The sequence below is a fragment of the Streptomyces deccanensis genome, assembly GCF_022385335.1.
GTDB lineage: Bacteria > Actinomycetota > Actinomycetes > Streptomycetales > Streptomycetaceae > Streptomyces > Streptomyces deccanensis.
This window is the reverse complement of sequence record NZ_CP092431.1, coordinates 4,390,995-4,417,340: the sequence shown is the minus strand read 5'-3', so window position 1 is coordinate 4,417,340 and position 26,346 is coordinate 4,390,995. Positions and strand designations below refer to the sequence as shown.

Annotated in this window: 21 protein-coding genes, 1 tRNA gene and 2 pseudogenes; 11 read left to right on the top strand and 13 right to left on the bottom strand. The window is 71.0% G+C overall.

Annotated elements, in window-relative coordinates; genetic code table 11:
* Positions 1–553: 553 nt before the first annotated feature.
* Positions 554–1,312, bottom strand: coding sequence for a GOLPH3/VPS74 family protein (locus L3078_RS19605; RefSeq protein WP_239755197.1), 759 nt, complete (start codon positions 1,310–1,312; stop codon positions 554–556).
* A 296-nt stretch (positions 1,313–1,608) separates the two neighbouring features.
* On the opposite strand from L3078_RS19605, the gene L3078_RS19600 reads away from it, so the two are divergent.
* Positions 1,609–4,902, top strand: a complete 3,294-nt coding sequence (locus tag L3078_RS19600; RefSeq protein WP_239755196.1) for a D-alanyl-D-alanine carboxypeptidase family protein — start codon at positions 1,609–1,611, stop codon at positions 4,900–4,902.
* A 177-nt stretch (positions 4,903–5,079) separates the two neighbouring features.
* On the opposite strand, the gene L3078_RS19595 is transcribed toward L3078_RS19600, so the two are convergent.
* The 4 genes from L3078_RS19595 to L3078_RS19580 all read right to left on the bottom strand — a co-directional run bounded on the left by L3078_RS19595 (position 5,080) and on the right by L3078_RS19580 (position 9,720).
* On the bottom strand, positions 5,080–6,762 hold the full coding sequence (locus L3078_RS19595) for a hypothetical protein (protein ID WP_239755195.1): 1,683 nt from the start codon (positions 6,760–6,762) through the stop codon (positions 5,080–5,082).
* 318 nt (positions 6,763–7,080) lie between these two features.
* A complete protein-coding gene (locus L3078_RS19590; RefSeq protein ID WP_239755194.1) occupies positions 7,081–7,947 on the bottom strand; it encodes a MerR family transcriptional regulator in 867 nt (288 codons plus the stop codon).
* 124 nt (positions 7,948–8,071) lie between these two features.
* Positions 8,072–8,578: a glutathione peroxidase gene (locus L3078_RS19585; RefSeq protein ID WP_239755193.1), complete on the bottom strand. Its 507-nt coding sequence runs from the start codon at positions 8,576–8,578 to the stop codon at positions 8,072–8,074.
* A 44-nt stretch (positions 8,579–8,622) separates the two neighbouring features.
* Complete coding sequence (locus tag L3078_RS19580) at positions 8,623–9,720, bottom strand: ArsR family transcriptional regulator (protein WP_239755192.1); 1,098 nt, start codon at positions 9,718–9,720, stop codon at positions 8,623–8,625.
* A 115-nt stretch (positions 9,721–9,835) separates the two neighbouring features.
* Between L3078_RS19580 and L3078_RS19575 the strand changes: the two are divergent.
* Positions 9,836–11,052, top strand: a pseudogene (locus tag L3078_RS19575) (MFS transporter).
* Positions 11,053–11,063: 11 nt separating this feature from the next.
* Here the strand turns inward: L3078_RS19575 and L3078_RS19570 are convergent.
* The 4 genes from L3078_RS19570 to L3078_RS19555 form a co-directional block, all read right to left on the bottom strand.
* The gene (locus L3078_RS19570) at positions 11,064–12,107 is read right to left on the bottom strand and encodes an alpha/beta hydrolase family protein (protein ID WP_239755191.1); all 1,044 of its coding nucleotides are present in this window, start codon (positions 12,105–12,107) and stop codon (positions 11,064–11,066) included.
* 110 nt (positions 12,108–12,217) lie between these two features.
* Entirely contained in the window at positions 12,218–14,272 is a 2,055-nt protein-coding gene (locus L3078_RS19565) for an ArnT family glycosyltransferase (RefSeq protein WP_239755190.1), read from the bottom strand.
* Positions 14,273–14,431: 159 nt separating this feature from the next.
* On the bottom strand, positions 14,432–14,728 hold the full coding sequence (locus L3078_RS19560) for a zinc-ribbon domain-containing protein (RefSeq protein WP_239755189.1): 297 nt from the start codon (positions 14,726–14,728) through the stop codon (positions 14,432–14,434).
* Between the two features lie 81 nt (positions 14,729–14,809).
* Positions 14,810–15,520, bottom strand: a complete 711-nt coding sequence (locus tag L3078_RS19555; RefSeq protein WP_239755187.1) for a hypothetical protein — start codon at positions 15,518–15,520, stop codon at positions 14,810–14,812.
* 317 nt (positions 15,521–15,837) lie between these two features.
* Here L3078_RS19555 and L3078_RS19550 point away from each other — a divergent pair, with 317 nt between their 5' ends.
* Together L3078_RS19550 and L3078_RS19545 are read left to right on the top strand one after the other, a co-directional pair.
* The gene (locus tag L3078_RS19550; RefSeq protein WP_239755185.1) at positions 15,838–16,875 is read left to right on the top strand and encodes a Clp protease N-terminal domain-containing protein; all 1,038 of its coding nucleotides are present in this window, start codon (positions 15,838–15,840) and stop codon (positions 16,873–16,875) included.
* 42 nt (positions 16,876–16,917) lie between these two features.
* The gene (locus L3078_RS19545; RefSeq protein ID WP_239755183.1) at positions 16,918–17,268 is read left to right on the top strand and encodes a hypothetical protein; all 351 of its coding nucleotides are present in this window, start codon (positions 16,918–16,920) and stop codon (positions 17,266–17,268) included.
* A 109-nt stretch (positions 17,269–17,377) separates the two neighbouring features.
* Here L3078_RS19545 and L3078_RS19540 read toward each other — a convergent pair whose 3' ends face one another.
* Together L3078_RS19540 and L3078_RS19535 are read right to left on the bottom strand one after the other, a co-directional pair.
* On the bottom strand, positions 17,378–17,728 hold the full coding sequence (locus tag L3078_RS19540) for a helix-turn-helix domain-containing protein (RefSeq protein ID WP_239755182.1): 351 nt from the start codon (positions 17,726–17,728) through the stop codon (positions 17,378–17,380).
* A gap of 945 nt (positions 17,729–18,673) precedes the next feature.
* A complete protein-coding gene (locus L3078_RS19535; RefSeq protein WP_028799214.1) occupies positions 18,674–18,877 on the bottom strand; it encodes a cold-shock protein in 204 nt (67 codons plus the stop codon).
* A 762-nt stretch (positions 18,878–19,639) separates the two neighbouring features.
* Between L3078_RS19535 and L3078_RS19530 the strand changes: the two genes are divergently transcribed.
* The 4 genes and pseudogenes from L3078_RS19530 to L3078_RS19515 all read left to right on the top strand — a co-directional run.
* Entirely contained in the window at positions 19,640–20,662 is a 1,023-nt protein-coding gene (locus L3078_RS19530) for a DNA-directed RNA polymerase subunit alpha (protein ID WP_239755181.1), read from the top strand.
* A gap of 172 nt (positions 20,663–20,834) precedes the next feature.
* Positions 20,835–21,116, top strand: coding sequence for a DUF6959 family protein (locus L3078_RS19525; protein WP_239755180.1), 282 nt, complete (start codon positions 20,835–20,837; stop codon positions 21,114–21,116).
* A 63-nt stretch (positions 21,117–21,179) separates the two neighbouring features.
* Complete coding sequence (locus L3078_RS19520; protein ID WP_239755179.1) at positions 21,180–21,935, top strand: formylglycine-generating enzyme family protein; 756 nt, start codon at positions 21,180–21,182, stop codon at positions 21,933–21,935.
* 40 nt (positions 21,936–21,975) lie between these two features.
* Positions 21,976–22,239: pseudogene (locus L3078_RS19515) on the top strand (DUF234 domain-containing protein); the annotation flags it as partial.
* A gap of 165 nt (positions 22,240–22,404) precedes the next feature.
* Here the strand turns inward: L3078_RS19515 and L3078_RS19510 are convergent.
* Positions 22,405–22,477, bottom strand: a tRNA-Arg gene (locus L3078_RS19510).
* Positions 22,478–22,686: 209 nt separating this feature from the next.
* Here L3078_RS19510 and L3078_RS19505 point away from each other — a divergent pair.
* The 3 genes from L3078_RS19505 to L3078_RS19495 all read left to right on the top strand — a co-directional run bounded on the left by L3078_RS19505 (position 22,687) and on the right by L3078_RS19495 (position 25,505).
* Entirely contained in the window at positions 22,687–23,796 is a 1,110-nt protein-coding gene (locus tag L3078_RS19505) for an ABC transporter ATP-binding protein (protein ID WP_239755175.1), read from the top strand.
* A 135-nt stretch (positions 23,797–23,931) separates the two neighbouring features.
* A complete protein-coding gene (locus tag L3078_RS19500; protein ID WP_239760384.1) occupies positions 23,932–24,666 on the top strand; it encodes an ABC transporter permease in 735 nt (244 codons plus the stop codon).
* 2 nt (positions 24,667–24,668) lie between these two features.
* On the top strand, positions 24,669–25,505 hold the full coding sequence (locus tag L3078_RS19495; protein WP_239755173.1) for an ABC transporter permease: 837 nt from the start codon (positions 24,669–24,671) through the stop codon (positions 25,503–25,505).
* Positions 25,506–25,569: 64 nt separating this feature from the next.
* On the opposite strand, the gene L3078_RS19490 is transcribed toward L3078_RS19495, so the two are convergent.
* A complete protein-coding gene (locus L3078_RS19490) occupies positions 25,570–26,310 on the bottom strand; it encodes a TetR/AcrR family transcriptional regulator (protein WP_239755172.1) in 741 nt (246 codons plus the stop codon).
* Positions 26,311–26,346 lie beyond the last annotated feature (36 nt).

Below are 26,346 nucleotides of genomic sequence, written 5' to 3'. Positions count from 1 at the left end.
TCTGCTGCTGAGCAGATTGCCACCAAGGTGCTGAGTACCGCTGGAAAACAGCGGATATGCGCTGCGCACGCGCCGTTTGCGCCGGTGTTTTCCCGCCGTGGAGGGATCTCCGCCGCATATCCGCCGGAACAGCTGAACGACGGCCGCGCCGGGCGCTCGACGGGCGCTCGACTGGCGCCGCGGGCGTGCGACGGAAGCGCGCGTGCACGGACCGGCGCGGACATGCGGTCGCGCGGGGCGTGTGCGGCCGTACGTACGGCCGCACACGCCCCGCGCGAACCAGCGGCTCCCGGACGGGTCCTGGTGTCCCTACGAGCGGTCCGGTGCCGGCGATGCAAGTGGTCCGGGTGGTGCGGTGGTGCTGGTAGTGCGGGTGGTGCTGATGATGCCGGTGCTGCTCGTGCGCGGCACACGTGGTGCGGGGCATGTGGTGCGCGGGGGCACGTGGTGCGGTGGGATCGGGACCCGCGGCTCTGGGGTCCGACGCCCACACGCACCTCGATGCCTCAGCGCGTGCCTCGTGTGGTTCCTCGTGCCGTGCCTGGTGTGGTTCTCAGTGCGCCACCACGCGGGCCATCGAGCCACGGCGTGGCTGCAGCGGAACGCCGCGCGCGGGCTCCGGTGCGGGCGGCCTGGCGCCGGGGGCGGCCTGACGGCCGGTCGGTGCCGGGCTGCGGCGTGGCTGTGCGGCCACGCCGTTCTGCACGTCCATGACGGCGTGGGCCACCAGGCCGCCCATGGGGTCGTGCCGGATCAGGTCCCGCAGCCGGGAGCGGGACGAGCGTCCCTCGTTCCCCGGATACAGGTGCTTGCCGAGGCCGACCGCGTGCGCCAGGGCGGCGAGCGCCGCGGTCCGCGGGTCCGGCGGTACGCCGGTGCGGATCGCGGAATCCAGCCGGGCTCGGATCTCCCGGCTGATCTCGGTCTGACTCGCCTGGTAGCGAGTCGTCGGCAGCACTCCGCACATCTGGCCCGCCACGGCATGCACCATGCCGCACCGCTCCAGATGCGAGAGGTAGGTCTGGCGGAGCCCGAGACGCGGCCCGCCTATCCAGTGGACCGCCCGTACGGGAGCGCCACGCCTTCGCAGCAACTCCAACGCGCAGTCCAGTGTCGGATCTCCAGTCGGCCGTGGGGACACCACGGCGATACGATCCCCGTCTGGGGCTATCCGTCCGGCCAGCGCCAGCTCCACTAGCTGCGCTCCGGCCAGACCGAGGTCGAGCGACTGCGGCTGTGCGGTGGTACCCGTGGCCGGGTCCAGCGCCAGCAGTAGAAGCTCTTCCGGAATACTTCTGCGGCTCCTGCCCATCCATGCCTCCCCGCGTGGATGAATGACAGGGTGACCCCTCTCACATTGGTCTGTCGAGAGTGCGTGACCGGAATGTAGTGGAACCGATAGGTATGTCGTTCTCGTCTACCGCAGGGGTTAAGCCCGCACACAGGACACTGGTACATGGTTCGGACAGCGGCGCGGCGCGGTCGTGCGCCGGTGACTAGTGTCCGGGCGGCGGGTTTTTTCACGGATTCGCGGATTCACGGGTAGACGGTTCACGGTTCGGTTGGGCGCGCGCTCCTAGGACGGGCGGCGCGCGGGAGGAGGCATCGGTGGCGGGCACGTCCCCCGACAGGTCGAAGCGGTACGAGTCGTCGACGGAGTCGACGTCGGGGAACGAGCCAGCGGTTCCGGACCCCGGGGGCTCGGTCCCCGGCCAGTCCTCCGGCCCCACGCCGGACCCACGCCTCGCGATGTCCCGACCCTCCGCCCCGAAGCCCGACCAGGCGACGGCGGTCTTCTCCCGCCGGGCCCTGCTGGAGGCGGCGGAGACGGAAGCCCTGAAGCGGAACGATGCGCCTGGGTCCGCGGATGCGGATGCGGATGCGGATACGGGCCGGGGGGCACCGAAAACCGCCGGGACCCTGCGGAACGAGCCGGATGCCGAGGGCGCGGCCGGGGCTGGTGCGGCGGCCGGGGACCCGAACGGGTCCCAGAGGGACGCGGCCCCGGACGACGCCGACAGCCCGGCGGAGGACGGCGGCCGGGCGGATGACGACAGCCCGGCGGACGACAGCCCGGCGGAGGTCGGCGCGACCCGGGAGCGGACCGACGAGTCGGTGTCGGCCTCGGCTACCGCCGCCGACACCGACAGGGAACCGACGCCGGCCGACAGGCCCGAGGACGACGACGCGCACCCACGCGGACGGGATGCCGCCGCGGCCGCCGACGCAGGGGAAGCCGGGGGCGGCGCGGGCGCCGGCGCGGGGAAGAACACACGCGCCGAGACCGATGCCGCAGCCGACGGCGAAGAAACCGGAGACGACGCGAGCTCTGCCGATCCCGCCCCGGCGGCGGAGGCGAAGGCGAACACGGCCCCTGCCACCGGCACCGGCGCTGCCGAAGCCGGACGGGAGACCGTCGACGGCGCGGAAGCGACTGCTGAGGACGTCCGGCAGACGCCTGACGCCGACCGGGAAGCCCCCGACAACGCACGGAAGACCACCGGAGGCGTACAGCAGGCCCCCGACGACACGCCCGAGGCCCCCGGCGCCGCATCGGCGGCCCCTGACGAGGCCCGCAGCCCCGCCGAGGCCACCGGTGGCGCGGGGCCGGCTGCTGACGCCCCGGGCGACCTCGTGGACGACGAGCCGACGACGGCCGACGACGTACGCGAGGCGGCCGGCGACGCGGGGAAGGGCCCTGACGAGGCGGGCGATCTCGCCGACGACGAGCCGGGAGCCGTCGTCGACGCACGTGAGGCCGCTGGTGACGCGAAGGCCTCCGCCGACGAGGCGCGTGACATCGCGGACGACCTGCGCGAAGCCGCCGGTGCCGCAGGGGCGGCCGCCGCCGACGCACGCGACCTCCCCGACGACGAGCCGGGAGCTGCCGACGAGGTACGCGAAGCGGCCGACGACGCACCCGAAGCCGGCGACGCGGGCAAGGACCCTGACGACGCGCGCGACCTTGCCGACGACGAGCCGGGAGCCGTCGTCGACGCACGTGAGGCCGCTGGTGACGCGAAGGTCGCCGCCGACGAGGTGCGCGACCCTGCCGACGACGAACCCGTAGCCGCCGGCGGTGAGGTAGCCCCGCAAGGGCCACCCGCAGGTGACGACGAAAGTCGCACGGGTGGTGCGGGTGGGGGAGCGGGGGGCGATGGCGGAGCCGAGGCGGCGGTGGATCAGCCGACCGCGATCTTCCGTGCCCCCCGGCTGCCCGCGGTCGACCAGCCCACCACCATGCTCAAGCTGGGCGACGCCGCCCCACGGGACGCCGAGCCCGCCAAGGCCGACGCCGCCCCCGAGGACGCCGAGCCCGCGAAGGCCGACGCCCCCTCCGACCGCGCCGGCGTGTCCACCGACGCTGACAGCGACAGGCGTACCGACGACGACAAGGGCGCCGACAGCGGCAAGGGCGCCCAAGGCGGCGTAGGCGTCGACGAACCCGCACCCCCCGCCGAACGCACCAGCAAATTCGTAGCCCTGAAGCCGCTGGACGAGACCACGACCCTCAGGCCCCCGGCGGCGGCGCCCCACCCCGCGCCCCCCGCCCCGGCGGAGGCGACCCGCGCCCTCCCCCAGGTGGGCCCGGAGCGGACGACACAGCAGCCGTTGCCGCCGAAGCCCCCGCTGGACCTCCTCGCGGAGCTGACGAACACACCCCCGCCGCGCCAGACCCCGGTGCGGACGTTCATCCGCCGGGTCAAGATCTGGACCCCGCTGCTGATCCTGCTGGTGATCGTGTTTGCGGTCGTACAGGCCGTACGCCCGCTCCCCACCCCCACCCTCGCCCTCACCGCCGACGCGTCGTACGCCTTCGAGGGCGACAAGGTCTCCCTGCCGTGGCCCGCCGAGGGCCAGGGCTGGATGGACGTCAACGGCATCGGCACGGTCGACAGCTTCGGCGAGCAGAAGCCCGTCGCCATCGGCTCCGTCGCCAAGGCGATGACCGCGTACGTCATCCTCAAGGACCACCCGATGAAGGCCGGCGAGAAGGGCGCGACCATCCCCGTCGACGCGAAGGCGGAGACCGAGGGCGGCTACGACAAGGACGGCGAGTCCACGCTCAACACCGTCAAGGAGGGCGACCAGCTCTCCCAGTACGACGCGATCGCGGCCATCATGATTCCGTCCGCGAACAACATCGCCCGGCTGCTCGCCCGTTGGGACAGCAACGGTTCGGAGGAGGCGTTCGTCAAGAAGATGAACGCCGCCGCCAAGGACCTCGGCATGAAGAACACGACGTACACCGACCCGTCCGGGCTGAAGGAGACGACCGTCTCCACCGCCGAGGACCAGGTCAAGCTCGGCAACGCGCTGGTGAAGATGAAGGCCCTGACGGACATCACCAGGCTCCCCGAGTGGAAGGACCCGTCCGGTCTGAAGCACCGGAACTACAACACCCTCGTGCCGTACGACAACGCCATCGGCATCAAGACCGGCTCCACCACGGCGGCCGGCGGCAACCTACTGTTCGCGGCCACGAAGGAGGTCGGCGGTGAGACGGCGATCGTCGTCGGCGCGATCCTCGGCCAGCACACGCCGCCGATCATCGACACCGTCAACGCGGTCAGCAAGACGGCCATGGTCGCCGCCCAGGACGCGGTGACCTCCGACACGATCCTGAAGAAGGGCGACGTGGTCGGGTACGTCGACGACGGGCTCGGTGGCCGGACCCCGGTCGTGGCCACGAAGAACGTCGCGGCGGTCGGCTGGGCGGGCAAGACCGTCAAGCTGGAACTCGACGCGAGCGCGACCATCCCGAACGAGGCGAAGTCGGGTACGGAGGTCGGCACCCTGATCGTCGGCGACGGCGCCGGCGAGGGCGTCGAGGTCCCCGTGGCCCTCCAGAAGCCCCTCACCGAGCCCGACTTCCTCACCAGGCTGACCCGCGTGAGCTGACCGGCCCGGCAGTCGCCGAGGCGGACTCGACCGTCACTCGGCCCAACCGCCGAACCGTCCAACGCAGAAGCGCCCCTTCCGTCCCAAGACCGGAGGGGGCGCTTTCGTGCGAGCGGGGCCAGGCCCGGAGACCGGGGTCAGGCTCGGAGACCGGGGCCAGGCCCCCGAGCGCGGGCCTTACCCCTCTCCGCCCTCCACCCCCGCCTTCTCGTCGGCCTCCTTCTCGCACTCCAGGGTCGTCGTCCGGGACGGGCCGCCGTACTGGGAGCTGATGCGGACGTCGCCCGGCTCGTGGACCGTGAGGCGGGTGAACTCGGTGAGGTCGCCGTCGGACCCGCGGTCGGCGGTGAGGCAGCCGTTGTCGGCCCAGAGCCAGGGGGAGTAGGCCACGCGGACGGTGACCTCGCCGGCCCGCGGCATGTGGACCACGAGGTTGGCCCCGTCGGCGCTGACGACGGTGGCGGGCCTGTCGACCAGCGGTGTCGCGTTCTTCACCCGGTAGATCTTCCAGTTCGCGTCCTGCCAGACCGGCTCCAGATAGTCCGGCCCGCTGCTCACCAGCGCGTGTTCGAGCTCGGCGGGCCCGTCCGGCTCACCGTTGACGAGGACGACGAAACCGACGGCCCACTGCGAGAGCCACGCCTTGTACGCCGCCGGGGTGAACGCCCCCTCGGGCACCTCGGTCCCGCCGTGCCCCTCGTAGAAGAGCCGCCCGCGTTCGACGTCGGCCTGCCGGTTCCACCCGCGCGCCATGTTGATGTACGGCGCGAGGATCGCGGCCTCCCGGTGGTCGCGGGCCGGTACCACCTCGACGCGGGTCTTCCAGGCGCCCAGCCGCTTGAGCTCGCGCACCACGCCGTCGGTCTTCACGGCCCACTCGGGCACCTTGGTGTTGGTGACGATGTCGGCGGTCGTCTTGCCCGTCAGCCAGGTCACGGACAGCACCAGGGCCACCACGCCGGCCACCGCCCGCCGTCGGGGCGTGAACCAGGACAGGGGGAGACGTCCGTCGTCGGCCGTACGGGACTCGCCCCGGTAGAGGCAGATCGCCAGGGCCGCCGCAGGGCCCGCCAGTTCGAGGAGGCGTTCGACGTTGGTGCCGATGGGGGTGGGGATCAGGTAGCAGAGGACCACACCGAGCGCGTAGATCGCGGCGCTCAGGCGGAGCACCCGCCAGGCGCTCGGCGCGACCAGCACCACCACCGCGCACAGCACGACCGGCGGCCATATCCGGCTGAAGGCCATGGGCTGCTCGCCCTCGAAGGGGAACAGCAGCGTGGTCACGGCGACCACGGTCACCGGCGGCGCGAGCAGCGCCGCCGCCCGACCCCACTCACGGCACAGCAGATACGCGGCACCGACCACGAGGAGGAACAGCCCGGAGACGGGACTCCCCAACGTGGACAGCGTCGCGCACACCGCCGCCACCGCGATGTGCCGCCCGGTACGCCCGCTCACCACCGCCAGCAGGGCGCCCATCGCGAAGGCCGTGCCCAGCATGAACGTGGAGCGGCCGGACACCACCTGACACCACAGCGAGAACGTCGCCGCCAGCGCGACAGGAACCGGCGCCCGTACGCCCGTTCGGGTGACGACCTCGCCGGCCAGCCAGGACGCGGAGAGCCCCGACAGCAGCGTGACCGGGACGACGCCGAACGCCGCCATCAGATACGGCGAGAGCACGCTGTAGTTCGCCGCGTGCAGCCCCCCGTACCAGAACAGGTTGACCGCGGAGTCCGGGTACGTCTTCGCGAACTCGGCCCACGCCACCTGGGCCGCCAGATCGCCGCCGCCGGTCGCGAAGACGGCCCACCACACGACGTACAGCGGCAGGGCGCACAGGGCGGCCGTGAGGGGCACCCGATGGCGTTCCCGCCACGGCTCGCGCGACGGCGACGGCCCGTCGGCACGCGAGACGGGTCGTCGTGGTGTCAGCTCGGCAAAGGCCACTGCGGCTCGTCCGTTCCGTTCGTCTCGTGCGGGCGGGTGTTGTCCGTTTGTTGGTGTAGACGCTAATCACCCGCTGACAGTTGGCCGACAGGAGCTGCCCGATCCGGTACGGCCGTAGGGAAACCCCTCGGCCGTACCGGTACCGCCCGGCCCCTGCGTGGCCACCGGACCACTACCGCACCACCTCCGCACGGCTACCGCCCGGCTACTGAACGGCTACCGCACGGCTCAGGATGCGACCGGGAACGCCACGTCGCACACCGGGTCCTCGGGACCCGCCGCCTCCCAGTCCGCGAAATAGATCTCGCGGCACGGGCCGGTGACCCGCAGCCCCCGCCCGGCGATCCACCGCTCGACCGCCTCGAACGCCGCGAGGATCTGCGGATGGGCCACCTGGGCCTTGCTGATCCGGGTGTAGACGAGCCGCGTCGCGGGCTCCACGCGCACCCTGGTCTCCCAGGCCCGCCCGTGTTCGGCGGCCCAGGCCCGCGCGGCACCCTCGTCGGCCACCGGCACGCACGACTCCGCGGGCCCGTCGCTCTCCATCGACACCTCGGAGTGGTAGACGACGAACGGTGCCCCGGCGACACCGCCACAGGCCGCCGCGCCCTCCTCCAGCCGTCCGAGCGACGCCCCGATCCACGCGGGCAGCTCGTCCGCGAGGGTGTGCCGTGACTGGGTCAGCAGCACCTGGGGTGCCGTGTCGACCGTTTCGATCGCGAACGTTCCGTACGTCTCCGCCATGCCTGACTCCGTTCCCGACAACCGTCCACGGAGGTAGGCGACCAGGGTCCGCTGGGACGCGAACCGCTCCTCGGCCCCGGCCCAGTACGCGGCCAACCGCTCGGCCGCCCGGCTGCCGTCGCGCTCGACGAGGTCCACGATCTCGGCGATCCGCGCGAGTGGCATGTCGAGCTGCCGCAGCAGGGCCACCAGTCGGGCACGTTCGACCTGGTCGGCCCGGTAGTACCGGTAGCCGTTCACCTCGTCGACGTACGCCGGCGGGAGCAGCTCCAGCCGGTCGTACAGCCGCAGTGCCTTCGCCGACAGCCGCGCGCGGGCGGCGAAGACGCCGATGGTGAGCAGATCGTCCATGTCCCCTGGGTCCACTGGGTCGTCCTCCGTCACCGGGCGCCCTCCGCCCGGCGAGAGAGACGGTGCCCCTTGCCCCAGGGACAAGGTCAACGGCGGCCCTGGAGCCGACATGCCCTCGCGGGCGTCAGCCGATGGCCTTCTCCACGGCGGCGACCAGCTCCGCCGACTCGGGCTCGGTCTGCGGCGAGAAGCGCGCGACGACCGAGCCGTCGCGGCCGATCAGGAACTTCTCGAAGTTCCAGCGGATGTCGCCGCTGTGGCCCTCGGCGTCCGCGTGGGCCACGAGCCGCTCGTACAGGGCGTGCCTGCCCTCTCCGTTGACCTCGACCTTCTCGGTCATCGGGAAGGTGACGCCGTACGTCGCCGAGCAGAACTCCGCGATCTCCTCGGCGGAGCCGGGCTCCTGCCCGAGGAACTGGTTGCACGGCACGCCCAGCACGGTGAAGCCCTGCGCGGCGTAGCGGGCCTGGAGCGCTTCGAGGCCCGTGTACTGGGGGGTGAGGCCGCACTTGGAGGCCACGTTCACGACGAGGACGGCCTGACCGGCGTACTGGGCGAGGTCCGCGGGGCCGCCCTTGAGGGCGTCGATCTGCACGTCCAGGACGGAGGGGGTGGCGTTGTCAGTAGTCATGACCGGATGCTATCTCCGGTACCGCACGCCCCCTCCGCTCGGGTTCACGCCCCCCGACCGGCCTGGAGCAGCACCTCTCCGGCCGCCGTCCGCGCGTACAGCACCGAACGCCCGGCCCGCCCGCGCCGCACGAGACCGGCGTCCAGCAACACCTTCAGATGACGCCCGACGGACCCGAGCCCCTGCCCGGTCAGGGCACACAGCTGGGTGGTGCTCATGGGCGACTCAAGAAGCCCAAGAACCCGAGCCCGAGCCTCACCAAGGAGGGGACCGAGGGCAGCGGGGACGGCGGGGGTGGCGGGGGTGGCGGGAGTGGCGGGGACGGCGGGGGTGGAGCGGACGGCAGGGATCAAGGGGGCGCCGGCGACGGTGCTGACGACGGGACCCCTGCCGGTGGTGCCGGTGGTGCCGGTGGTGGCGGTGGTGCCCGGGGTGGCGAGGGTGCCCGAGCAGGGGTAGACGACGGCGTACCGTTCGCGCTCCTCCCACGCCACCCAGCCCGTGCGCTGCGGCGTGACCGGCACGAAGACCAGCCGCGCCCCGGAGATCTCCCGCGGCGGGTACTCGTGCAGATTGACCTGGAGCCGGTTCTCGCCGAGCCACCGCATCCCCGGCCGCATCGCGTCCAGCACCGCCGCCCAGCCGCCCTGCCCCAACCGCGCGGTCCTGGCGAGCACATCGGCCTCCAGCACGCGCCGCCGCCGCTCCCAGTACGGCCGTACGGTCTCCTCCCACACATGGGTCAGCAGGTCGGCCGCGCGGCCGGGCAGGTCGTCCCGGTGCAGGGCGGCGGGCAGAGGGCCGCGCAGGGAGAGGGCGAGGTGGGCGCGGGCGGCGGCCGGGTCGGCGCCCCGGACCCGGGCGATCTCGGCGGCGAAGGTCTCCCCCTCGCGCGGCGCGGGCGTGAGGAAGTCGGCGATCCACTCCTGCCCGAGCCCGGCGCGGATCAGCAGGGCGGTGAGCGGGTCACCGGCCAACGCGGCCCGGTACGCCGGGAGATGGGCCCGCAGCCACGCCTGCTCCCCGGGGTGCGTGCCCGTCCCGGCGTGCAGCATCTTCAGGCTCGCGAACGTCTCCGCGAGCGGCGAGACGACGAACCGGCTGCCGGCGAGGGTATCGGCGTTGACCTGCCACCAGCCCAAGAAAACCCCTCCTGACGTCGAACCGAGCTTGCCTCCGGCCCCCGACCCCGACCAACCTTTCGCGCGTGCGCGAAACATTACGAAGGAAGGGCGGCGCACCCCAGGCTCGTTCTCCATGCACGGCTATCGATCCCTCTTCCGTACACGGGAGTTCACCCCGCTCTTCGTCTCCTCCGCCCTCCAGGTCGCGGCCTCCACGATCGGCGGCCTGGCCCTCGGCACCGCCGTCTACGCGGCGACCGGCTCCCCCTCCTGTCCGCCCTCAGCATGTTCGGCCCCTCCCTCGCCCAGATGATCGGCGCGACGACCCTGCTCTCGGCGGCGGACCGCCTGCCGCCGAGGGCGACGCTGACGGGCCTGGCAGCACTCTTCGCGGTGAGCACGGCGGTGCTGTCCCTCCCCGCCCTGCCCCTGTGGACGGTCTTCGCGGTGATCGCGGCCCAGGGTCTGGTCGCCTCCCTCGGCGGGGGCGTCCGCTGGGGCCTGCTGAACGAGATCCTCCCCGGCGACGGCTATCCGCTGGGCCGCTCGCTGTTCAACATGCTGCACGGCCTGACGCAGATCGCCGGTTACGCGACCGGAGGCGCCCTGGTGGCCTTCCTCTCCCCGGCGGTCACCCTGCTGGTGTCGGCGGCCCTGTACGCGGCGGCGGCCCTGTGCGCCGCGCTCGGGCTGAGCCGCCGCGCCCCGCGTGCCGTCGGTCGCCCGTCGGTCGCCGAGACCTGGCGCACGAACGCGCTCCTGTGGTCGTCCGCCCCGCGCCGCCGCCTCTACCTGGGCCTGTGGATCCCCAACGGCCTCGTCGTCGGCTGCGAGTCCCTGTTCGTCGCGTACGCCCCCGACCGCGCGGGCTTCCTCTTCGCCTGCGCGGCGCTCGGCATGCTGGTCGGTGACGTGGCGGTCGGCCGCCTGCTCCCGCCCCGGGTGCGCGACCGCCTGGCCACGCCGCTCCTGCTGCTCCTGGCGACGCCGTACCTGCTGTTCGCCCTCCACCCGCCGGCCCCCGTCGCGGCGGCCTGCGCCACCCTCGCCTCGGTCGGCTTCGGCGCCAGCCTGGTCCAGCAGCGCCACCTCCTCACCCTCACCCCGCCCCAACTCACCGGCCACGCCCTGGGGTTGCACTCGGCCGGCATGCTCACCTGGCAGGGCGTGAGCGCGACCCTGGCAGGCACCTTGGCCCAACTGACCTCACCGGCCACCGCGATGACGGCGCTGGCGTGCGCATCGGCAGCGGTCACCCTGAGCTTGCGGGCAACGGGACGCCACGACCGAACGGAACACCCCTCCCCGGCGCCCGCGCCCCGACGAGGGGGCCGGCAGCCCCAGGGCTGACGCGGTGCCCTTCAGCGGAGGTGTGTGTCGAAGAAGGCCACGGTGTGGCGCATGGACGTGGGCCACTGGGGGGCGAACGTGTGGCCCTCGCCGGGGTACTTGATCAGGCGGACGTCCTTGCCGGCCGCCTCGAACTCGGCCGCGGTCCGTTCCGACCAGGCGAGGGGGCAGGTCGCGTCGGCGGTGCCGTGGTGGATGAGGAGCGGCTCGGTGACGCGGTCGACGTAGGTGAGGGGCGAGACCTCCCGCCAGAAGGTCGGGTTCGAGGCGGGGGTGCCGTGCGCGGCCTCGATCTCCGCGACGACCGGGTCGCCGTCGGGTCGCTGGAAGTGGTCGATGTTCTCGGCGGGGCGGGAGCTCACCGGGGCGAAGACCACGGCCGCGTCGAACAGCCCCGGCGCCACCACCAGCGTGTTGTAGACGACCCCGCCGCCCATCGACCGCCCCAGCAGACCGATCCGGTCACCGTCGATCTCCGGGCGCCCGGAGTCGCGCAGCGCCAGGGCCGCGCCGATGACGTCCTCGGTGTAGCCGAGGCGGAGGTTCACATCGTTGTCGGGGTCGTCGTCGGAGCCCGCGTGATTGCGGTAGTCGGTGTGCAGGACGACGTAGCCCTCGCGGGCCAGCAGATCCTGCTCCCGGGCCAGCCCGCGCCCCGTGGTGTAGACGGCGGGGTCGATGTATCCGTGCGCCAGCACCAGCGCCGGGAAGGGCCCCTCGCCCTCGGGGACGTTCATGATCCCCGAGATGGTCAGACCGTCGGCCTCGTACGTCACCGCGTGGCTGGTGTACGCGGCGGTACGGGCCAGCACGGCGCCCAGACGCAGGTCGGAGCCGGTGTGCGGGCGGGCGATCAGGCCCGGGATCGAGACCGGGTTCACGGGGGTGGGGGACGCCTCCGACGTCTCTGCACGGGTCGGGGCGGCGCCCTCGCGCGTACGGGTCGGGGCGGCGCCCTCGCGCTCCCCTCCGGCACAGCCGGCCAGCGCCATCAGCACCCACACCAGCACCGACACCAGCCCGGCGGCGACACACCCCCGGCCTCGCAACCGCATGCGCCCAGTATCCCGCGCCGAGCACGACAGGGGCGGGCCACCGGAGGGAGATCCGGGGCCCGCCCGAGGGTGAGGCTGCCGACCAGCTCACATCCGGAGCGAGCGGGTGATCAGCTCACGTCCGACGCGTCCAGGCGGTACAGCCCGCTGTCGCTGTAGTCGCTCACGGCGCTGCCGTTCTCCTTGACCCACTCGGCGATCTCGGAGGCGGCACTGCCGCTCCCGCCCCGGCCGCTGTCGCCGACGACGACGTAGTGGAGCTTGCCGGCCTTCACCAGCGCCTTCAGCTTGGCGAGGGTCATCGCCTCGTCGCTGCCGGACCAGCCGCCCATGGAGATCACCGGCTCGCCCGACTCCAGGATGATCGAGGAGGCCGTCTGGTCGGTGGCCACCGCCACCAGCCAGGTCGCGCCGTCCTGGTTCTTCTTCAGGTACGTGATCATCTCGGAGGAGACCTGGGTGCCGCCGCCCATGCCGCCGCCACGGCCGCCCGCCCGACTGCCGGTCGAGCCGCTCGGGGCGTCGCCGCTGGGCGCGTTGCCCGTCGGAGCGCTTCCGCTCGGGCGCTGGCCTCCGCCCATGCCGCCGCCCCCGCCCATCCCACCCCCGGTGCTGGGACCGGCCGTCGGATTGGTGCCGTTGGACGAGGAAGTGGTGGCCGCGGAGACCGAATACGCGGCGGGCCCCGCCAGCAGCGCGACCACCGCCGCGATCGACGCCAGCCCGATCAGCTCGCGGCGCCGCATGAACCGTCCGACGAGCAGCCCGATCACGGCGACCGCACCGGCGACACCGGCCACCACCTGGGCGACCGTATAGACCGTTCCGGAACCGGAGACCCGCTGCAGCAGCACGACCGCCCAGACCGCGCTCGCCGCGACCGCCAGCGGCAGCACCCACCCCCAGCGCGCGACCGACCCCTCCTTGAAGGCGCCGTACAGCATCACCCCACCCGCCCCGGCCAGCGCCGCGACACCGGGCGCCATGGCGGTGACGTAGTACGGGTGGAACGTGCCCTCCGCGAGCGCGAACGTCAGGTAGTGCAGGACGAACCAGCCACCCCAGAGCAGCAGAGCCGCGCGCTTGGCGTCGGTACGAGGGGCCCGGCCCCGCAGCACCAGACCGCCCACCAGCGCGACGATCGCGAACGGGATCAGCCAGGAGATCTGGCCGCCCATGATCTCGTTGAACATCCGGTAGACGCTCGCCTCGCCGCCGAAGCTCGCCCCGTTTCCCTGCGAGCCCGCCGACGCACTGGCGCCGAAGATCCGGCCGAAGCCGTTGTAGCCGATGACCAGGTCCCAGACCGTGTTGTCGGTCGAGCCGCCGATGTAAGGCCGGGAGGAGGCGGGGATCAGATCCACGACCACCATCCACCAGGCGCTCGACACGACCAGCGCGACCGTGCCGACGGCCAGGTTGCGGATACGGCGGCCGAGCGAGGTATTCGCCGCCCACAGGTAGACCAGGAAGAACGCCGGCAGGACGACGTACGCCTGCATCATCTTCGTGTGGAAGGCGAAGCCGATCGCGACGCCGGACCAGACGAGGGGCATCGGACGCCCCGTGCGGACGGCCTTCATCAGCGCCGCCGCGCCCAGCAGCATCAGGAAGACGAGGATCGGGTCCGGGTTGGTGTCCCGGGTGAGGGCGACCGTGATGGGGGTCAGGGTGAGCGCGAGCGCGGCGATCGTGCCCGCGACGGCCCCGAAGTCACGCTTGACCATCCGGTACAACAGCGCCACCGAGCCGACGCCGACCGCGACCATCGGCAGCAGCATCTGCCAGGTGCCGTAGCCGAAGAGCCGGGCCGACAGGCCCATCACCCACAGCGCGAACGGCGGCTTGTCGACGGTGATGAAGCTGCCCGCGTCCAGGGCGCCGAAGAAGAACGCCTTCCAGCTCTTGGTGCCGCTGTAGACGGCCGCGTTGTAGAAGCTGTTGCCGGTGACGGAGGACAGGTTCCAGGCGTACAGCGCCGTGGCCAGGACGAGGATCGCCCACAGGGCCGGGCGCGCCCAGCGCGGGTCCTCCGGCGCTCCGGTGAACAGCCGCCGACCTCGGACGGCGAGCCCGCCACGGGCCCCGGCGGCCCCGGCGGCGGGTGAAGGAGTGTCGGCCCGATGCCTCGGCGGGGCGAGGGTCGCCGCGTTCTTTTCGTTCATGGCAGCGACTGTCGAGGCCGCTCCTGGGGCGAAGCTGTGCGACCACTGAGGGAAGAGTGAGAATCAGTAAACCCACAGCTTCCCCACAGCCATCGGACTCGGCCCGTTCCCGCGCCGGGGCTCAGCCCCTTCTCACTCCGGACCTTCCCCCGCCCGGTGTCACGACTGGTACGGCTGCTGCTGTTGAGGCTGGCCGTACGACTGGCCGCCGTGCGCGCCGGCGCTCTGCTCCTGGAGCCGCTCGGCCTGCTCGGCGCTGACCTTCTGCTCGGCGCCGCAGAAGGTGCACTGCGTCTGGTACTTCGTCGAGATCGGGATGAGCGGCACGAAGAACAGCGTGAACTTCGTGACTCGCTTCCTGAGCGTGTGCGCGGCGGGGTTACCGCACTGTCCGCACACGAGCGTCAGTATCGCGAGCTGGTACAGGTATCCCTTGGTGCCGAAGATGATGAACATCTGATCCTTCCCGGGGGTGCCCTATCGACGCACCGCGCGTGCTGCACGCACCGTACGCACTGTCTCAAGTGTGCCTGTCCCTCACTTCTTCACGTCGCCGGTGAAGATCGCTTCCTCGGAGTCGTAGTCGGGGGAGACCTCGACCTGGAGGAACGTTTCGTCCTTGGGCAGCTCACAGGCCCACGGAACGGTGAGCGAGCGTCCGGCGAGGATACGGGTGTCGGGGAGCCCGTCGAGGCCGTCGTCGTAGATCGCCTCGCCCTCCTTGCCCTGGTCGCCGTAGGCGCAGTTCACGGTCAGCTCGTTGGCGTCGACCGTGCCGTCGGACCCATTGGTGATCTTGATGTTGAACTTCACGTACGGCGTGCTCTCGGGCACCGCGTACTCGCTGGACACCCCGCGCTTGAACCCGGAGAGCGCGACCTCGACGTCGCTGTCGTAGATCACCTCGTCGTCGAGGGCGAAGACCCCGTCGTCGTCGGTCGCGGTGTCGCTCGCGTCCTCGGAGGAACCGTCGGTCCCCTCGCCGCTGTCGCCGCCGTCGTTGCCGCTGTCGTCGCCGGTGGTGTCGGCGTCCTCCGCCGCGACCGTCTTCGTGACGGTGACCGTCGGCGCGGGCGAGGCCGAGCCGTCGCCGTCGTTGGTCACCACGATGCCCGTGCCGATGACACTGGCGACGACGGCGACGGCACAGCCGACGATGATCAGGTTCGTCCGGTTCGCGCCCGGCGGCTTCGGCGGCATCGGCGGCCCGAAGCCCGGCATGGGCGGTGGCGTGATGTCGTGGCTCATGGTCCCCCCCACGCTGGTGCAGTTGAAGGGTGAATCATCCCGTACGGGCGTCGTTTTTTGGAGAGGGTGTGGCTGGAACGTGATGGCGAGGTGGAGGCCCCGCCACCCGCCGAAGGCCCACCCGCCGAAGGCCCACCCGCGACCGGCTGACGACGAGCCCGAGGACCGCTGTCCCCCAGAGCTCCACCCTCCGCCACGCCACGTGCAACCAGAGAGGCATGCCGAGGCCCGCCGAGGTCCGTCTCGGGGGCGATGTGGCCGGCACCCCCGCTCGGGGAGGCTGCACATCAGGACGAGCGAGAAGAGGGAAGGGCGGCATGGAAACGATCAAGGAGCCCGACTGGAACACCGTGGGCATCCTGGGGGCGGCCCGGGGCGCCCAGTCGGGCAGCGGGGGCGCCCTCGGCACCGAGCACCTGCTCGCCGGCATCACCACGTCCAAGGGCCCCGCGCGCGAGGCACTCGCGAGCGAGGGCGCGACCAAGACGGCCCTGCTGGCGGTGCTACGGCACCGGCAGGACCGGGACGGCGCGTGGAGCGCGACCGACGACGCGGAGGAAAGCGTCGACGCGCGGAAGGTGCTGGGCGACGACGACAGCCGGAGCGACCGTTTCACGGGCGCCGCGGCCAGGGCGCTCACCAAGGCGATGGGCGACGCGGAACGGGAGGGCGAGGCGAAGTTCGGCGCACCGCACCTGCTGCGCGCCCTGCTGGACGAGGACAACCGCGCGGTGGAACTGCTGGGCGCCTGCGGCATCACACCACAAGCCGTACGAGCCCGCCTCGACGGTACGGCCGACAGCGCGACGGACGCTCTGCCCCCGCTCCTGCACGCCACCCGCGACAGACTCCTCGGCCGTGACCACTACCGCCACCTGCCCTTCTGGAAGCGGTGGCTGGTCAAACGCTCCGGCATCAACTGGGCGTCGCGCCCCGCGCGTTGGGTGAGCCTGGAGACCTACGAGCAGGCACAGCGCCTGGGCGCGGCCGCGATCGGTACGGAACACGTCCTCCTGGCGATCCTCGCCACGCACGAGGTCGCACGACGGCACCCGCATCTCGCGACGGAGAACGCCCCCACGCCGGACCTCCGCTACACGGGCGGCGAACGCCTGACCCGCCTCGGCCTCGACTACACCTCGGTCCACAAGGCCCTGACCGACGGCCGCGTCCACCTGCTCCCCGACCCGCACCCGCTCACCCACTACCTGGACCGGGCCACACCCCCAGCCCCCACCTCCACCGACGACTTCCCGCCGGACCCGGGCACGGGCCCGTTGGTCGAGTCCCTCCTGAACGAACAAACCCGAGCCCACCAGCTGATCACGACCCTGACCACGCCCCCCACCACCTGACCGGACCAGCCCTCATTCCTGAGGCTGCGCAAGACTGACCCCGTGGCACACGAAGAACCGGATGATGACGCGAGGGCCGCGACCATGGCCGCCCTCTTCGACCCCGAACCGGACAGATGGGGCCTGCGGGGTGACCCCCACCTGTGGCGGGCCATGCGCGACCACCTGTCGCACACCGAGATCCCGCCCTCGCCGGACGCCGCCATCGCCCTGCTGCGGGCGACGTTCGACGAGCTCACGGCCCTCGACCGCGCCGAGGCCGAGGCTTCGTCCGTCTACCGGGAGGCGTACGCCCACGGCGGGATGTCCAGCGGCATGATCGACCTCGACACCTGGCGCACACGCCTGCTGCCCCTGCTCACGGAGCGAGCGCAGGCCCTGCTCGGCGAGTGAGCGCGGCCGCGCCGCAGGCCGGACACTCGTGTCGGCGAGGCCGGCGTCGGGCCGACCGTGATCGCGACGCCGGCGGGACGACCTCGGCTGTCCGCGCCAGGCAAGGCGATCAGCTCGATGCGGGGCCCGAACTCTCGGACGCTTCGCTCGCGACCCGACGGTACTCGGCGTTGATGCGCTGAGCCTCCTCGAGCTGGTCCTCGAGGATGATGATGCGGCACGCGGCCTCGATCGGGGTTCCCCGGTCGACGAGCTCGCGGGCGCGAGCGGCGATCCGCAGTTGGTAGCGGGAGTACCGGCGATGTCCGCCCTCCGAGCGCAGCGGAGTGATCAGACGAGCCTCACCGATGGCTCGGAGGAAGGCCGGCGTGGTGCCGAGCATCTCGGCGGCCCGGCCCATGGTGTACGCGGGGTAGTCGTCGTCTTCCAGACGATTACTCAGTGGGGTATCTGCTGCCATGTCACCTCGTTGTTGCAACGCGTCGAGGGGCCCTGGCGCCGTACGGCACCAGGGCCCCGAAGGAAATGAAACACCATCTGTCGGCACTCGTGCTCTGCCGACCTTCTGTTTCCGCTACCCGGCCCGACTGGGGCAGGGGTGCGGGGATCGCGGCTGCGTGACCGGGGACCACCATCCATTCCGGGGTCTTGCGCGGTACCCGGACCGAGAGCTTCCCGGCCGGGCGATCCTGATGGCGTCTGCTCCTCCGTCCTTTCTCTTGACCTCTTGCTGAGCGGGAACTGCGGTACTGCTCGGTGATGCTCTTCAGCAGCCCCTCGTCCTGCGGGCTGCCCAGTGCGGCTCTCAGCCCCGTCACCGTCCTGCGAACACCATGGCTTCGGGACTCCAGAACCGCACCGACCTGCGAAATCACTCCTACTGCTACCCGCCAGTTCGTGTCTGCCGGGTCTCGCTCGACCGTGTCAACGAGAAGAAGACTAACCATGCCGGGAGCCAATGTCTACTCTGGCAAGAGTAGATTTTGCCGCGCGGGAGCGGGAGGTCTCCGGTGGCCACGGACGAGGGTACGCAGCGGACAACGGCCTCCCGGGCGGCAGCACCGTCGATGCCCGGACCCGCTGCTGCTGCCGTTGCCTGCGGTCCGGCGGGCTGGAGCGCGACCGAGGAGGGCTGCCGCGTCAATGGCGGCAGCTACTCCTTCCGTGAGCCGGCCAACGGATTCGCCTGGCCGGATGGACGTCAAGCCCGCGTGTCTGCCGTACTGACTCCCTGATCGAAAGACTCGTTTCCGCAGAGTCGGAAATTCCCGCAGCGGATGAGTGGACCGGGACTCGCGAGACCGATCTCAAAGACGATGTGTGCTGCGCCCGGAAAAACAACGAGCTGGGGCCCGCACCTCAAAGGTGCGGGCCCCAGCTGGGAAGTACGCGTCTTGCGCGGGTGTCAGGCGGGAACGATGTTCTCGGCCGTCGGGCCCTTCTGGCCCTGCGCGATGTCGAAGGACACCTTCTGGCCTTCCAGCAGCTCACGGAAGCCCTGGGTGGCGATGTTCGAGTAGTGGGCGAAGACGTCGGCGCCGCCGCCGTCCTGCTCGATGAAGCCGAAGCCCTTTTCCGCGTTGAACCACTTCACGGTGCCAGTAGCCATGTTTTTTCTCCTTCGGAGACGGTGTCAGGAATTCGCCCTGTGCGAATTCCGTGTCGCCGTGATGATTACCCCGTCGGAAATGAACCTTCTGGCAACCACACCTGCAACTGAGATCGACAGTAGCACGGTGCGACCGACCGTGCGCGATCAATGATTTCACCCCGCTTGAAATTCGAGGAATACTCACCGCGCCCCGCACCCTATTTCTCATGTCGCAAACACAGATATTGCCCTCCGGGGGACCGTCGTTTCCTGTCGTGCGCTTCCCCCCGACCCCCGTGACCTCCGCCGAAGGGACTCGCGCCACCGCCACCGTCGCCGCCGGATCGCACCGTGCCGAACGCGCCGAGACTCCACCCTCGCGACGAAGGTCACATCCCTGCCGAGGCCCCGTACGGGGCGTCGGTCGCCCTGGGCGTTGCCCGCGCGGACCGACGGTTTGCCCTCCATGCCGTACCTTCTGGGAGCGGTGGCGTTGAGCACATATGCGCCCACCATCCGAAAGACCCTGAAGCACCCTGAAGCACCCTGAAGCACCCGGAGCATCGGGAACGTCCGGCACCGGGCGCCTATGTGCTTCGCATACGCCCGTTTCCACATCCGAGTCATCCGAGGCAGTACCGGCGGCGTGCGTCGGCCCGGTCTCGGAGGCCCGGCCCCGATACAGAGGGGCGGTTCGGCCTCGTGGTAGGCCGAACCACCCTTACGTTTGGTGTACACGGCGTCACATAGCGGGCGCCGAACCATTGGAGGCAATACCTCGTGCTGATCGCTCAGCGTCCCTCGTTGACCGAAGAGGTCGTCGACGAGTTCCGCTCCCGGTTCGTGATCGAGCCGCTGGAGCCGGGCTTCGGCTACACCCTCGGCAACTCCCTGCGTCGTACGCTCCTGTCGTCGATCCCCGGTGCGGCTGTCACCAGCATCCGCGTCGACGGTGTCCTGCACGAGTTCACCACCGTGCCGGGTGTCAAGGAGGACGTCACCGACCTGATCCTCAACATCAAGCAGCTGGTCGTCTCCTCGGAGCACGACGAGCCGGTCGTGATGTACCTGCGCAAGCAGGGTCCGGGTCTGGTCACCGCCGCCGACATCGCGCCGCCGGCCGGTGTCGAGGTGCACAACCCCGACCTGGTCCTGGCCACGCTCAACGGCAAGGGCAAGCTGGAGATGGAGCTGACGGTCGAGCGTGGCCGCGGTTATGTCTCCGCCGTGCAGAACAAGCAGGTCGGTCAGGAGATCGGGCGTATCCCGGTCGACTCGATCTACTCGCCGGTGCTGAAGGTCACGTACAAGGTCGAGGCCACGCGTGTCGAGCAGCGCACCGACTTCGACAAGCTGATCGTCGACGTCGAGACCAAGCAGGCGATGCGTCCGCGTGACGCCATGGCGTCGGCCGGTAAGACGCTGGTCGAGCTGTTCGGTCTCGCCCGCGAGCTGAACGTCGACGCCGAGGGCATCGACATGGGCCCGTCCCCCACGGACGCCGCCCTCGCCGCCGACCTGGCGCTGCCGATCGAGGAGCTGGAGCTCACGGTCCGCTCCTACAACTGCCTCAAGCGTGAGGGCGTCCACTTCGTGGGTGAGCTTCTGGCGCGTTCCGAGGCGGACCTGCTCGACATCCGCAACTTCGGTGCGAAGTCGATCGACGAGGTCAAGGCGAAGCTGGCCGGCATGGGCCTGGCCCTCAAGGACAGCCCGCCCGGGTTCGACCCGACCACCGCGGCGGACGCGTTCGGCGCGGACGACAACGGGGACGCGGGCTTCATGGAGACCGAGCGCTACTGAACCGCACACCGGTTCGACGTGTCGCCCGTACTCCCGGCACCTGACTCAGCCGATCAGGGCAGCGGCCCCGTGCGCATTGCCCGGGGCCGCCACCCCGCTGACCCACCATGCCAACCGTGCCCCCGGCAGGATGCGAACCCGCGCCACCTGCCTCAGGGGGTTGAATGGCCCGATGGAGCGCATTGAGGCGGAGCGTATTGAGGCCGAGCTGTTCACAGATGGTGGCAACGACGCCGTGGTGCGCCTGCCCGGCAGACGGTTCCCCGGGGTCCTGGTGCAGGGCGACTCTCTTCGCATCCTCCGCAGCGACGTGGCCGAGGTGGCGGAGGCATGCGAGCGAGGCGACGTGGACGAAGCCCGGGACGTCGCCGGCCTCCTTCTGGCGAACCTGGACGCTCTGCTCGCGCGGTACGAGGCAGCGTTGAGCGACCACGGGATTCCGCGGCCGTACTGAGCTGGGCTGCCTTCCCGGTCCTCCTCCCTCGTCCCCGATGCCCGGCTGCTAGCGTCCGGCAGCATGTGGGCTCAAGAGATCGTGGCCGGTCGACCGGCGTGGCGGCACACCCCGTCCGGAGTGGTCTTCCGGGCTGTCCCCGGTGGGACGTTCCTGATGGGCCTGTCGGACGCGGAACTGGACGCGGTGCGTGCCATTGAGCAGTCCGACGAGGCCGATGACGACCTCGAAGCGTTCTTCGCCGGTGCCGTCCAGGCCCGGCCGGTACGAGAAGTGCGGGTCGAGCCGTTCTTGATCGCCCGACATCCGCTCACGGTGGCGCAAGCACGGCACTGGCTGCCCGAGTACGAGGACAGCTTCGCCGAAGCGGACTCGAACACGGCCCGCTTCGAGGACGACCTGGACGACCTGCTCGGGGTGTTGCCCTTCCGGCTGCCCAGCGAGGCGGAGTGGGAGTACGCGGCCCGGGCAGGGACGACCACTCTGACCTTCCGCGGGGACGGGAAGCCGGACGAGAACGACATACTCGACGACTTCGCCGACGACGAGCGCACCGCGGCGGCTGAGAACGCCTTCGGGCTGGCGGCGATGGGATCGGCGAACGAGATCTGCGCGGACGTGTGGATCCCGCACTACAAGGACGCGCCGGCCGACGCCCGCCCCCGCACCGGCGACGGACCGCGGGTGGTGCGCGGAGGCGGCGGCGACCTCTCTCCATGGCAGGGCTGCGACGAGTGGCTCCTGTTGCTCTCCGCCACCCGCGACGAGACCCAGGACTTCACCGCGGTCCGCCCGGCCGCGCCCATGCCAACCAGGTAGAGAATGGCGGACCGTGCTGGGCCACGGAATGGAGGGCTGATTGACGCTGCGGCGCATCCGCGAGAACTGGACCGGCTGGCGTGGCAGGGCCGTTGAACCTCTGGTGCGCGAGGCGCTGACACGACTGCTGCCCGACGCGAACCTACCCGCCGCTCCCGCCATCGGTGGTTACTGGACCCGTACCAACGATGTGGAGATCGACGTCGTGGGAGCGGACCGCGCACCGATCGCCAAGGAGCTGTTGTTCGTCGGCTCGGTGAAGTGGCTCGGCCCGGCGGAACTCCTCGCAGCGTGGTCCTCCTGAGCACGCCGGGAGACCTGTCAGGCCGGGAGCGTACGGCCTGCCGGCCGAACCAGGGTCGCTCTCGGGGATGTCCTTCCACTCACGCAAACGGCCCCGGACAACGAGTCCGAGGCCGAACAGAACGCTCCCTGGGAAGAAACCCCAGGAGAGCGGCGTCATGCGCTGTGCCCCCGGCAGGATTCGAACCTGCGACACCGGCTTTAGGAGAGCCGTGCTCTATCCCCTGAGCTACGAAGGCTAGGTGCCCGGTCAGTGTAGCGGGTGGTGGGCGGGTGGGGTGTGGGCGTTCGGGGTGGGTGGGGTGGGTAGGTCGGGGCCGGGGGGAAATCGGTTTCCCGAGGCTGGGTGGGGGCCTAGCATGCCGCAGTCGTTCCGAATGGTGTTCGGGATGCCGGACGCGAGGGTCGGGCGACACGTCGAGCGGGTGTGTGAAGGGGAGTGGTGCCGTTGTCTGCGGTGATCGAGGCGCGTGGGCTGTCCAAGGTGTTCCGGACGACCGTGCGGCAACCCGGTTTCGCGGGGGCGCTCAGGTCGCTCGTCAGTCCGCGGCGCGTGGACAAGGTCGCGGTCCGGGACGTCGACTTCAGCGTCGGCAGAGGGGAGTTGCTCGCACTGCTCGGCCCCAACGGCGCCGGCAAGTCCACCACCATCAAGATGCTCACCGGCATCCTCACGCCCACCTCGGGCGAGGCCCTCGTCGCCGGGGTCGTCCCGCACCAGGACCGGGAGCGCAACGCCCACAACATCGGGGCCGTGTTCGGGCAGCGGACGCAGTTGTGGTGGGACCTGCCCGCCCGGGAGTCGTTCGAGATCCTGCGCGACATCTACGGGGTGCCCGAAGGGCAGTTCCGGGAGCGGATGGAGGAGTTCGACGGGCTGCTCGAACTCTCCGAGTTCTGGGACACCCGCGTCCGGCATCTGTCCCTCGGGCAGCGAGTGCGCTGCGACCTCGCCGCCTCGCTGCTGCACGATCCACCCGTCGTCTTCCTCGACGAACCCACCATCGGCATGGACGTGGTGGTGAAGGAGCAGGTACGGCGGTTCCTGCGGCACCAGGTCGAGGAGCGCGACCGTACCGTCCTGCTCACCACGCACGACATGACCGAGGTGGAACGCCTCGCCGAGCGCGTCGTGCTCATCAACCACGGCCGGATCGTCCTCGACGGCTCCCTCCAGGAGATCCGGCGGCGCTTCGGCGGCACCTGGCAGGTCCGGGCCACACTCGCCGATCCCGCCGACGTCGAGGCCGTCGAGCAGGGGGAAGGGGGCGGCGGCCCCGTTCCGTTGCCCGGGTTCGCCGGTATCGGTGTGCTGCGGCGGGAAGGGCCGCGGGTCGTCTTCGGACCGGTCGGGGAGGACGCGCCCACCGTCCACGACGCCCTCAAGGTGATCATCGGGCGGTTCAGGGTCGCGGACCTCTCACTGGAGGAGAACGACCTGGAGGACGTCATGCGCGCCGCCTATCTCAGCGACGTACCGCCTCAGGAGGCCCAGCACCTGGCCACCACCGTCCCCTCCACCAACTCCGACTCCACCTCCACCCCCCAGGGCGGCTGAACCATGGCCGCCACCTCCCCTTCCGCTCCCACCCCCACCTCCTCCACCACACCCGGCACGTTCACCGCCGCCCTCTCCCGCGCCCGTCGCGTCTCCTGGATCACCCCGCGCGGTGAACTGCTCGCCCCGCCCCGGATGACCGCCACCGCCGTACGGCTGTTCGTCCAGGTCTGCCTGGTCGTCTACCTCTGGCGCGGGCTGTACGCGAACACCGAGTCCAGCGCCGGGCTGGACGAGACGCAGGCCGTCGGCTACGCCGTACTCGCCGTGCTCGCCAACCGCATCCGCGGCCTCGACCGCAGCGCGGGCCGCGACATGGTGATCCAGCATCTGCGCTTCGGCACGATCGTCTACTGGTACCTGCGGCCGATGAGACCCCGGCGCTACTACGCGCTGCGCGCCCTCGGCGACCAGCTCTACGGCTTCGGCTGGGTGTTCACCGGATACCTGCTGTGCCTCGCCGTCGGAGTCGTCCCCCCGCCCGCCTCCCCCTCGGTGGCCGGGGTGTTCGCCGTCAGCATGCTGCTCGGACAACTCGTCCTCTACTACGTGATGATGCTGGTCGACCTGATGTGCTTCTGGACCCTGCGCAACGAGGCGGCCCTGCTGATCCTCGTCTTCGCGCAGAACCTGCTCTCCGGTGTGTACGCCCCGCTCTGGTACTTCCCGGACTGGTTCATCACGCTCAGCGCGTTCCTGCCGTTCCAGGCGACGCTCGGCGTACCGCTCTCCATCTACGTCGGCCGCATCGGCCTCGGCGACGCTTTCGGGCAGATGGTGATCCAGGCCGTCTGGATCGTGCTGCTCGCGCTGCTCACCCGCCGGCTCTGGGACCTGGCCGGCCGACGCGTCGTGTCCCAGGGAGGCTGACCATGACGACTCCGCACCACACCGTCCCCCATGGGCCGGCCCACGCCTGGCGCGTCGTCTGGCGGATCACCAAGCTCAACTTCAAGGCTCGTCTCGAATTTCGGGGCGAGTTCCTGATGAACGTCTCCGTCGGCGCGATCTGGCAGGTCTCGATCGTCGTCTTCGCCTCCGTCCTGCTCACCCGGTTCCCAGGACTCGGCGGCTGGTCCAGCTCCGACGTGCTGCTCATCGCCAGCATGCGCATGCTCGCCCACGGGTTGTACGTGCTGTTCCTCGGCCGGGTCCAGTACATGAACGTCCTGGTCCAGGAAGGAATCGTCGACCCCTGCCTGATCCGCCCGATGCCGGTCTACCGCCAGGTCCAGCTGGCGTTCTTCCCGGTCAACGCCCTCGGTGACCTGGTCGTCGCGGCCGGTCTGTTCGTCGCCGCCCTGCAACGCAGTTCGCTCGACTGGACGGCGGGCCGGATCGCCTACGTGGTGGCCGGGGTCCTCGGCGGCATGCTGGTGGAGGCCGCGCTCTTCACGGCCCTGGCCGCCGCCGCGTTCCACTTCCCGGCCACGTCGTACTGGAGCCAGTGGCTGGAGGAGCTGATGGGCACCTTCGGCAGCTACCCGCTGAGCATCCTCCCGAAGGCCGCGTCCGCCGCGTTCACCTTCGTCGTACCGCTCGCGTTCATCGCCTACTTCCCGGCCGGCGTACTGACCGGCCACGGAGACGCGATGGGCGTACCGGAGGCGCTCGCGTTCGCCTCGCCCTTCATCGGCCTCACCGCGTTCGTCCTGTCACGGCTGCTGTGGAACTGGAGTCTCAGCAAGTACACGGGCGTCAACGGGTAGGGAGGGGGCGGGAGTTGGGGAAGGGGTGTCGGCGGGCGGCGCCGGCCGAGGGTGGTCCCCGGTGTCACTTCAGTCGCGTCGCCAGGCCGTCCAGCACCCGGTCGAGGCCGTACTGGAACCCTTCCTCCCGGGCCGCCCGGGGATCCGTGCCGCGCTGTTCGGCGTACCCCTCGCGCAGCAGCGGATAGTCCTGGGCGGCCTCCTCGGCGGCGGGCCACAGCTGTTCGACCATGCTCTGCTCGTCCTGGCCGCTGCGGGCCAGGACGTTGAGCCAGGCGGCCTCGGTGGTGGCCGTGCCGGTGACGTACGCGACGACCGTGGTGAGCGCCCGGTCGGCCTCGTCGGCCGGGAACCCGGCGGTCGTCAGCAGCCTCAGCATGGCCTCGGAGACCCGCATCCAGTTCGGACCGAGATAGGACATGCCCAACTCGCCGAGCACCGAGGCGAGCCACGGGTGGCGCAGGATCGTGGTACGCAGGTTGTGGGCGCAACTCGCCGTGTCGGTACGCCAGTTCGCCGGGTCCGGGGTGCCGGTCACCTCGATCTCGCCGTAGATCTCGTCGACGGCCAGCTCCAGCAGCTCGTCCTTGTTGGCGACGTGGCGGTAGAGGGAGGTCGCGCCGGCCCCGAGGCGGGCGCCGAGCTTGCGCATGCTCAGCGCGTCGATGCCCTCCTCGTCGAGCAGCCGCAGCGCCTCGGCGACGATCTGCTCCCGGCTCAGCGCGGGCTGCTCCCGCCCGGTCCGGGGCCGGGTCCAGACCGACTGGAACCCCTCCTGCTTCCTGACCGGCTTCTCGGCTGCCATGGGGTCGCGTCTCCTTGCTTCCTGTGTCTGCTCGGC

Excerpts from the sequence above, each read along its gene's own strand:
- L3078_RS19525 (WP_239755180.1), top strand. The coding sequence starts at position 20,835 with ATGGAGCGCATTGAGGCGGAGCGTATTGAGGCCGAGCTGTTCACAGAT.
- L3078_RS19560 (WP_239755189.1), bottom strand. The coding sequence starts at position 14,728 with ATGTTCATCATCTTCGGCACCAAGGGATACCTGTACCAGCTCGCGATA.
- L3078_RS19590 (WP_239755194.1), bottom strand. The coding sequence starts at position 7,947 with ATGGACGATCTGCTCACCATCGGCGTCTTCGCCGCCCGCGCGCGGCTG.
- L3078_RS19495 (WP_239755173.1), top strand. The coding sequence starts at position 24,669 with ATGACGACTCCGCACCACACCGTCCCCCATGGGCCGGCCCACGCCTGG.
- L3078_RS19570 (WP_239755191.1), bottom strand. The coding sequence starts at position 12,107 with ATGCGGTTGCGAGGCCGGGGGTGTGTCGCCGCCGGGCTGGTGTCGGTG.
- L3078_RS19550 (WP_239755185.1), top strand. The coding sequence starts at position 15,838 with ATGGAAACGATCAAGGAGCCCGACTGGAACACCGTGGGCATCCTGGGG.
- L3078_RS19565 (WP_239755190.1), bottom strand. The coding sequence starts at position 14,272 with ATGAACGAAAAGAACGCGGCGACCCTCGCCCCGCCGAGGCATCGGGCC.
- L3078_RS19535 (WP_028799214.1), bottom strand. The coding sequence starts at position 18,877 with ATGGCTACTGGCACCGTGAAGTGGTTCAACGCGGAAAAGGGCTTCGGC.
- L3078_RS19490 (WP_239755172.1), bottom strand. The coding sequence starts at position 26,310 with ATGGCAGCCGAGAAGCCGGTCAGGAAGCAGGAGGGGTTCCAGTCGGTC.
- L3078_RS19605 (WP_239755197.1), bottom strand. The coding sequence starts at position 1,312 with ATGGGCAGGAGCCGCAGAAGTATTCCGGAAGAGCTTCTACTGCTGGCG.
- L3078_RS19585 (WP_239755193.1), bottom strand. The coding sequence starts at position 8,578 with ATGACTACTGACAACGCCACCCCCTCCGTCCTGGACGTGCAGATCGAC.
- L3078_RS19540 (WP_239755182.1), bottom strand. The coding sequence starts at position 17,728 with ATGGCAGCAGATACCCCACTGAGTAATCGTCTGGAAGACGACGACTAC.
- L3078_RS19500 (WP_239760384.1), top strand. The coding sequence starts at position 23,932 with ATGACCGCCACCGCCGTACGGCTGTTCGTCCAGGTCTGCCTGGTCGTC.
- L3078_RS19520 (WP_239755179.1), top strand. The coding sequence starts at position 21,180 with ATGTGGGCTCAAGAGATCGTGGCCGGTCGACCGGCGTGGCGGCACACC.
- L3078_RS19555 (WP_239755187.1), bottom strand. The coding sequence starts at position 15,520 with ATGAGCCACGACATCACGCCACCGCCCATGCCGGGCTTCGGGCCGCCG.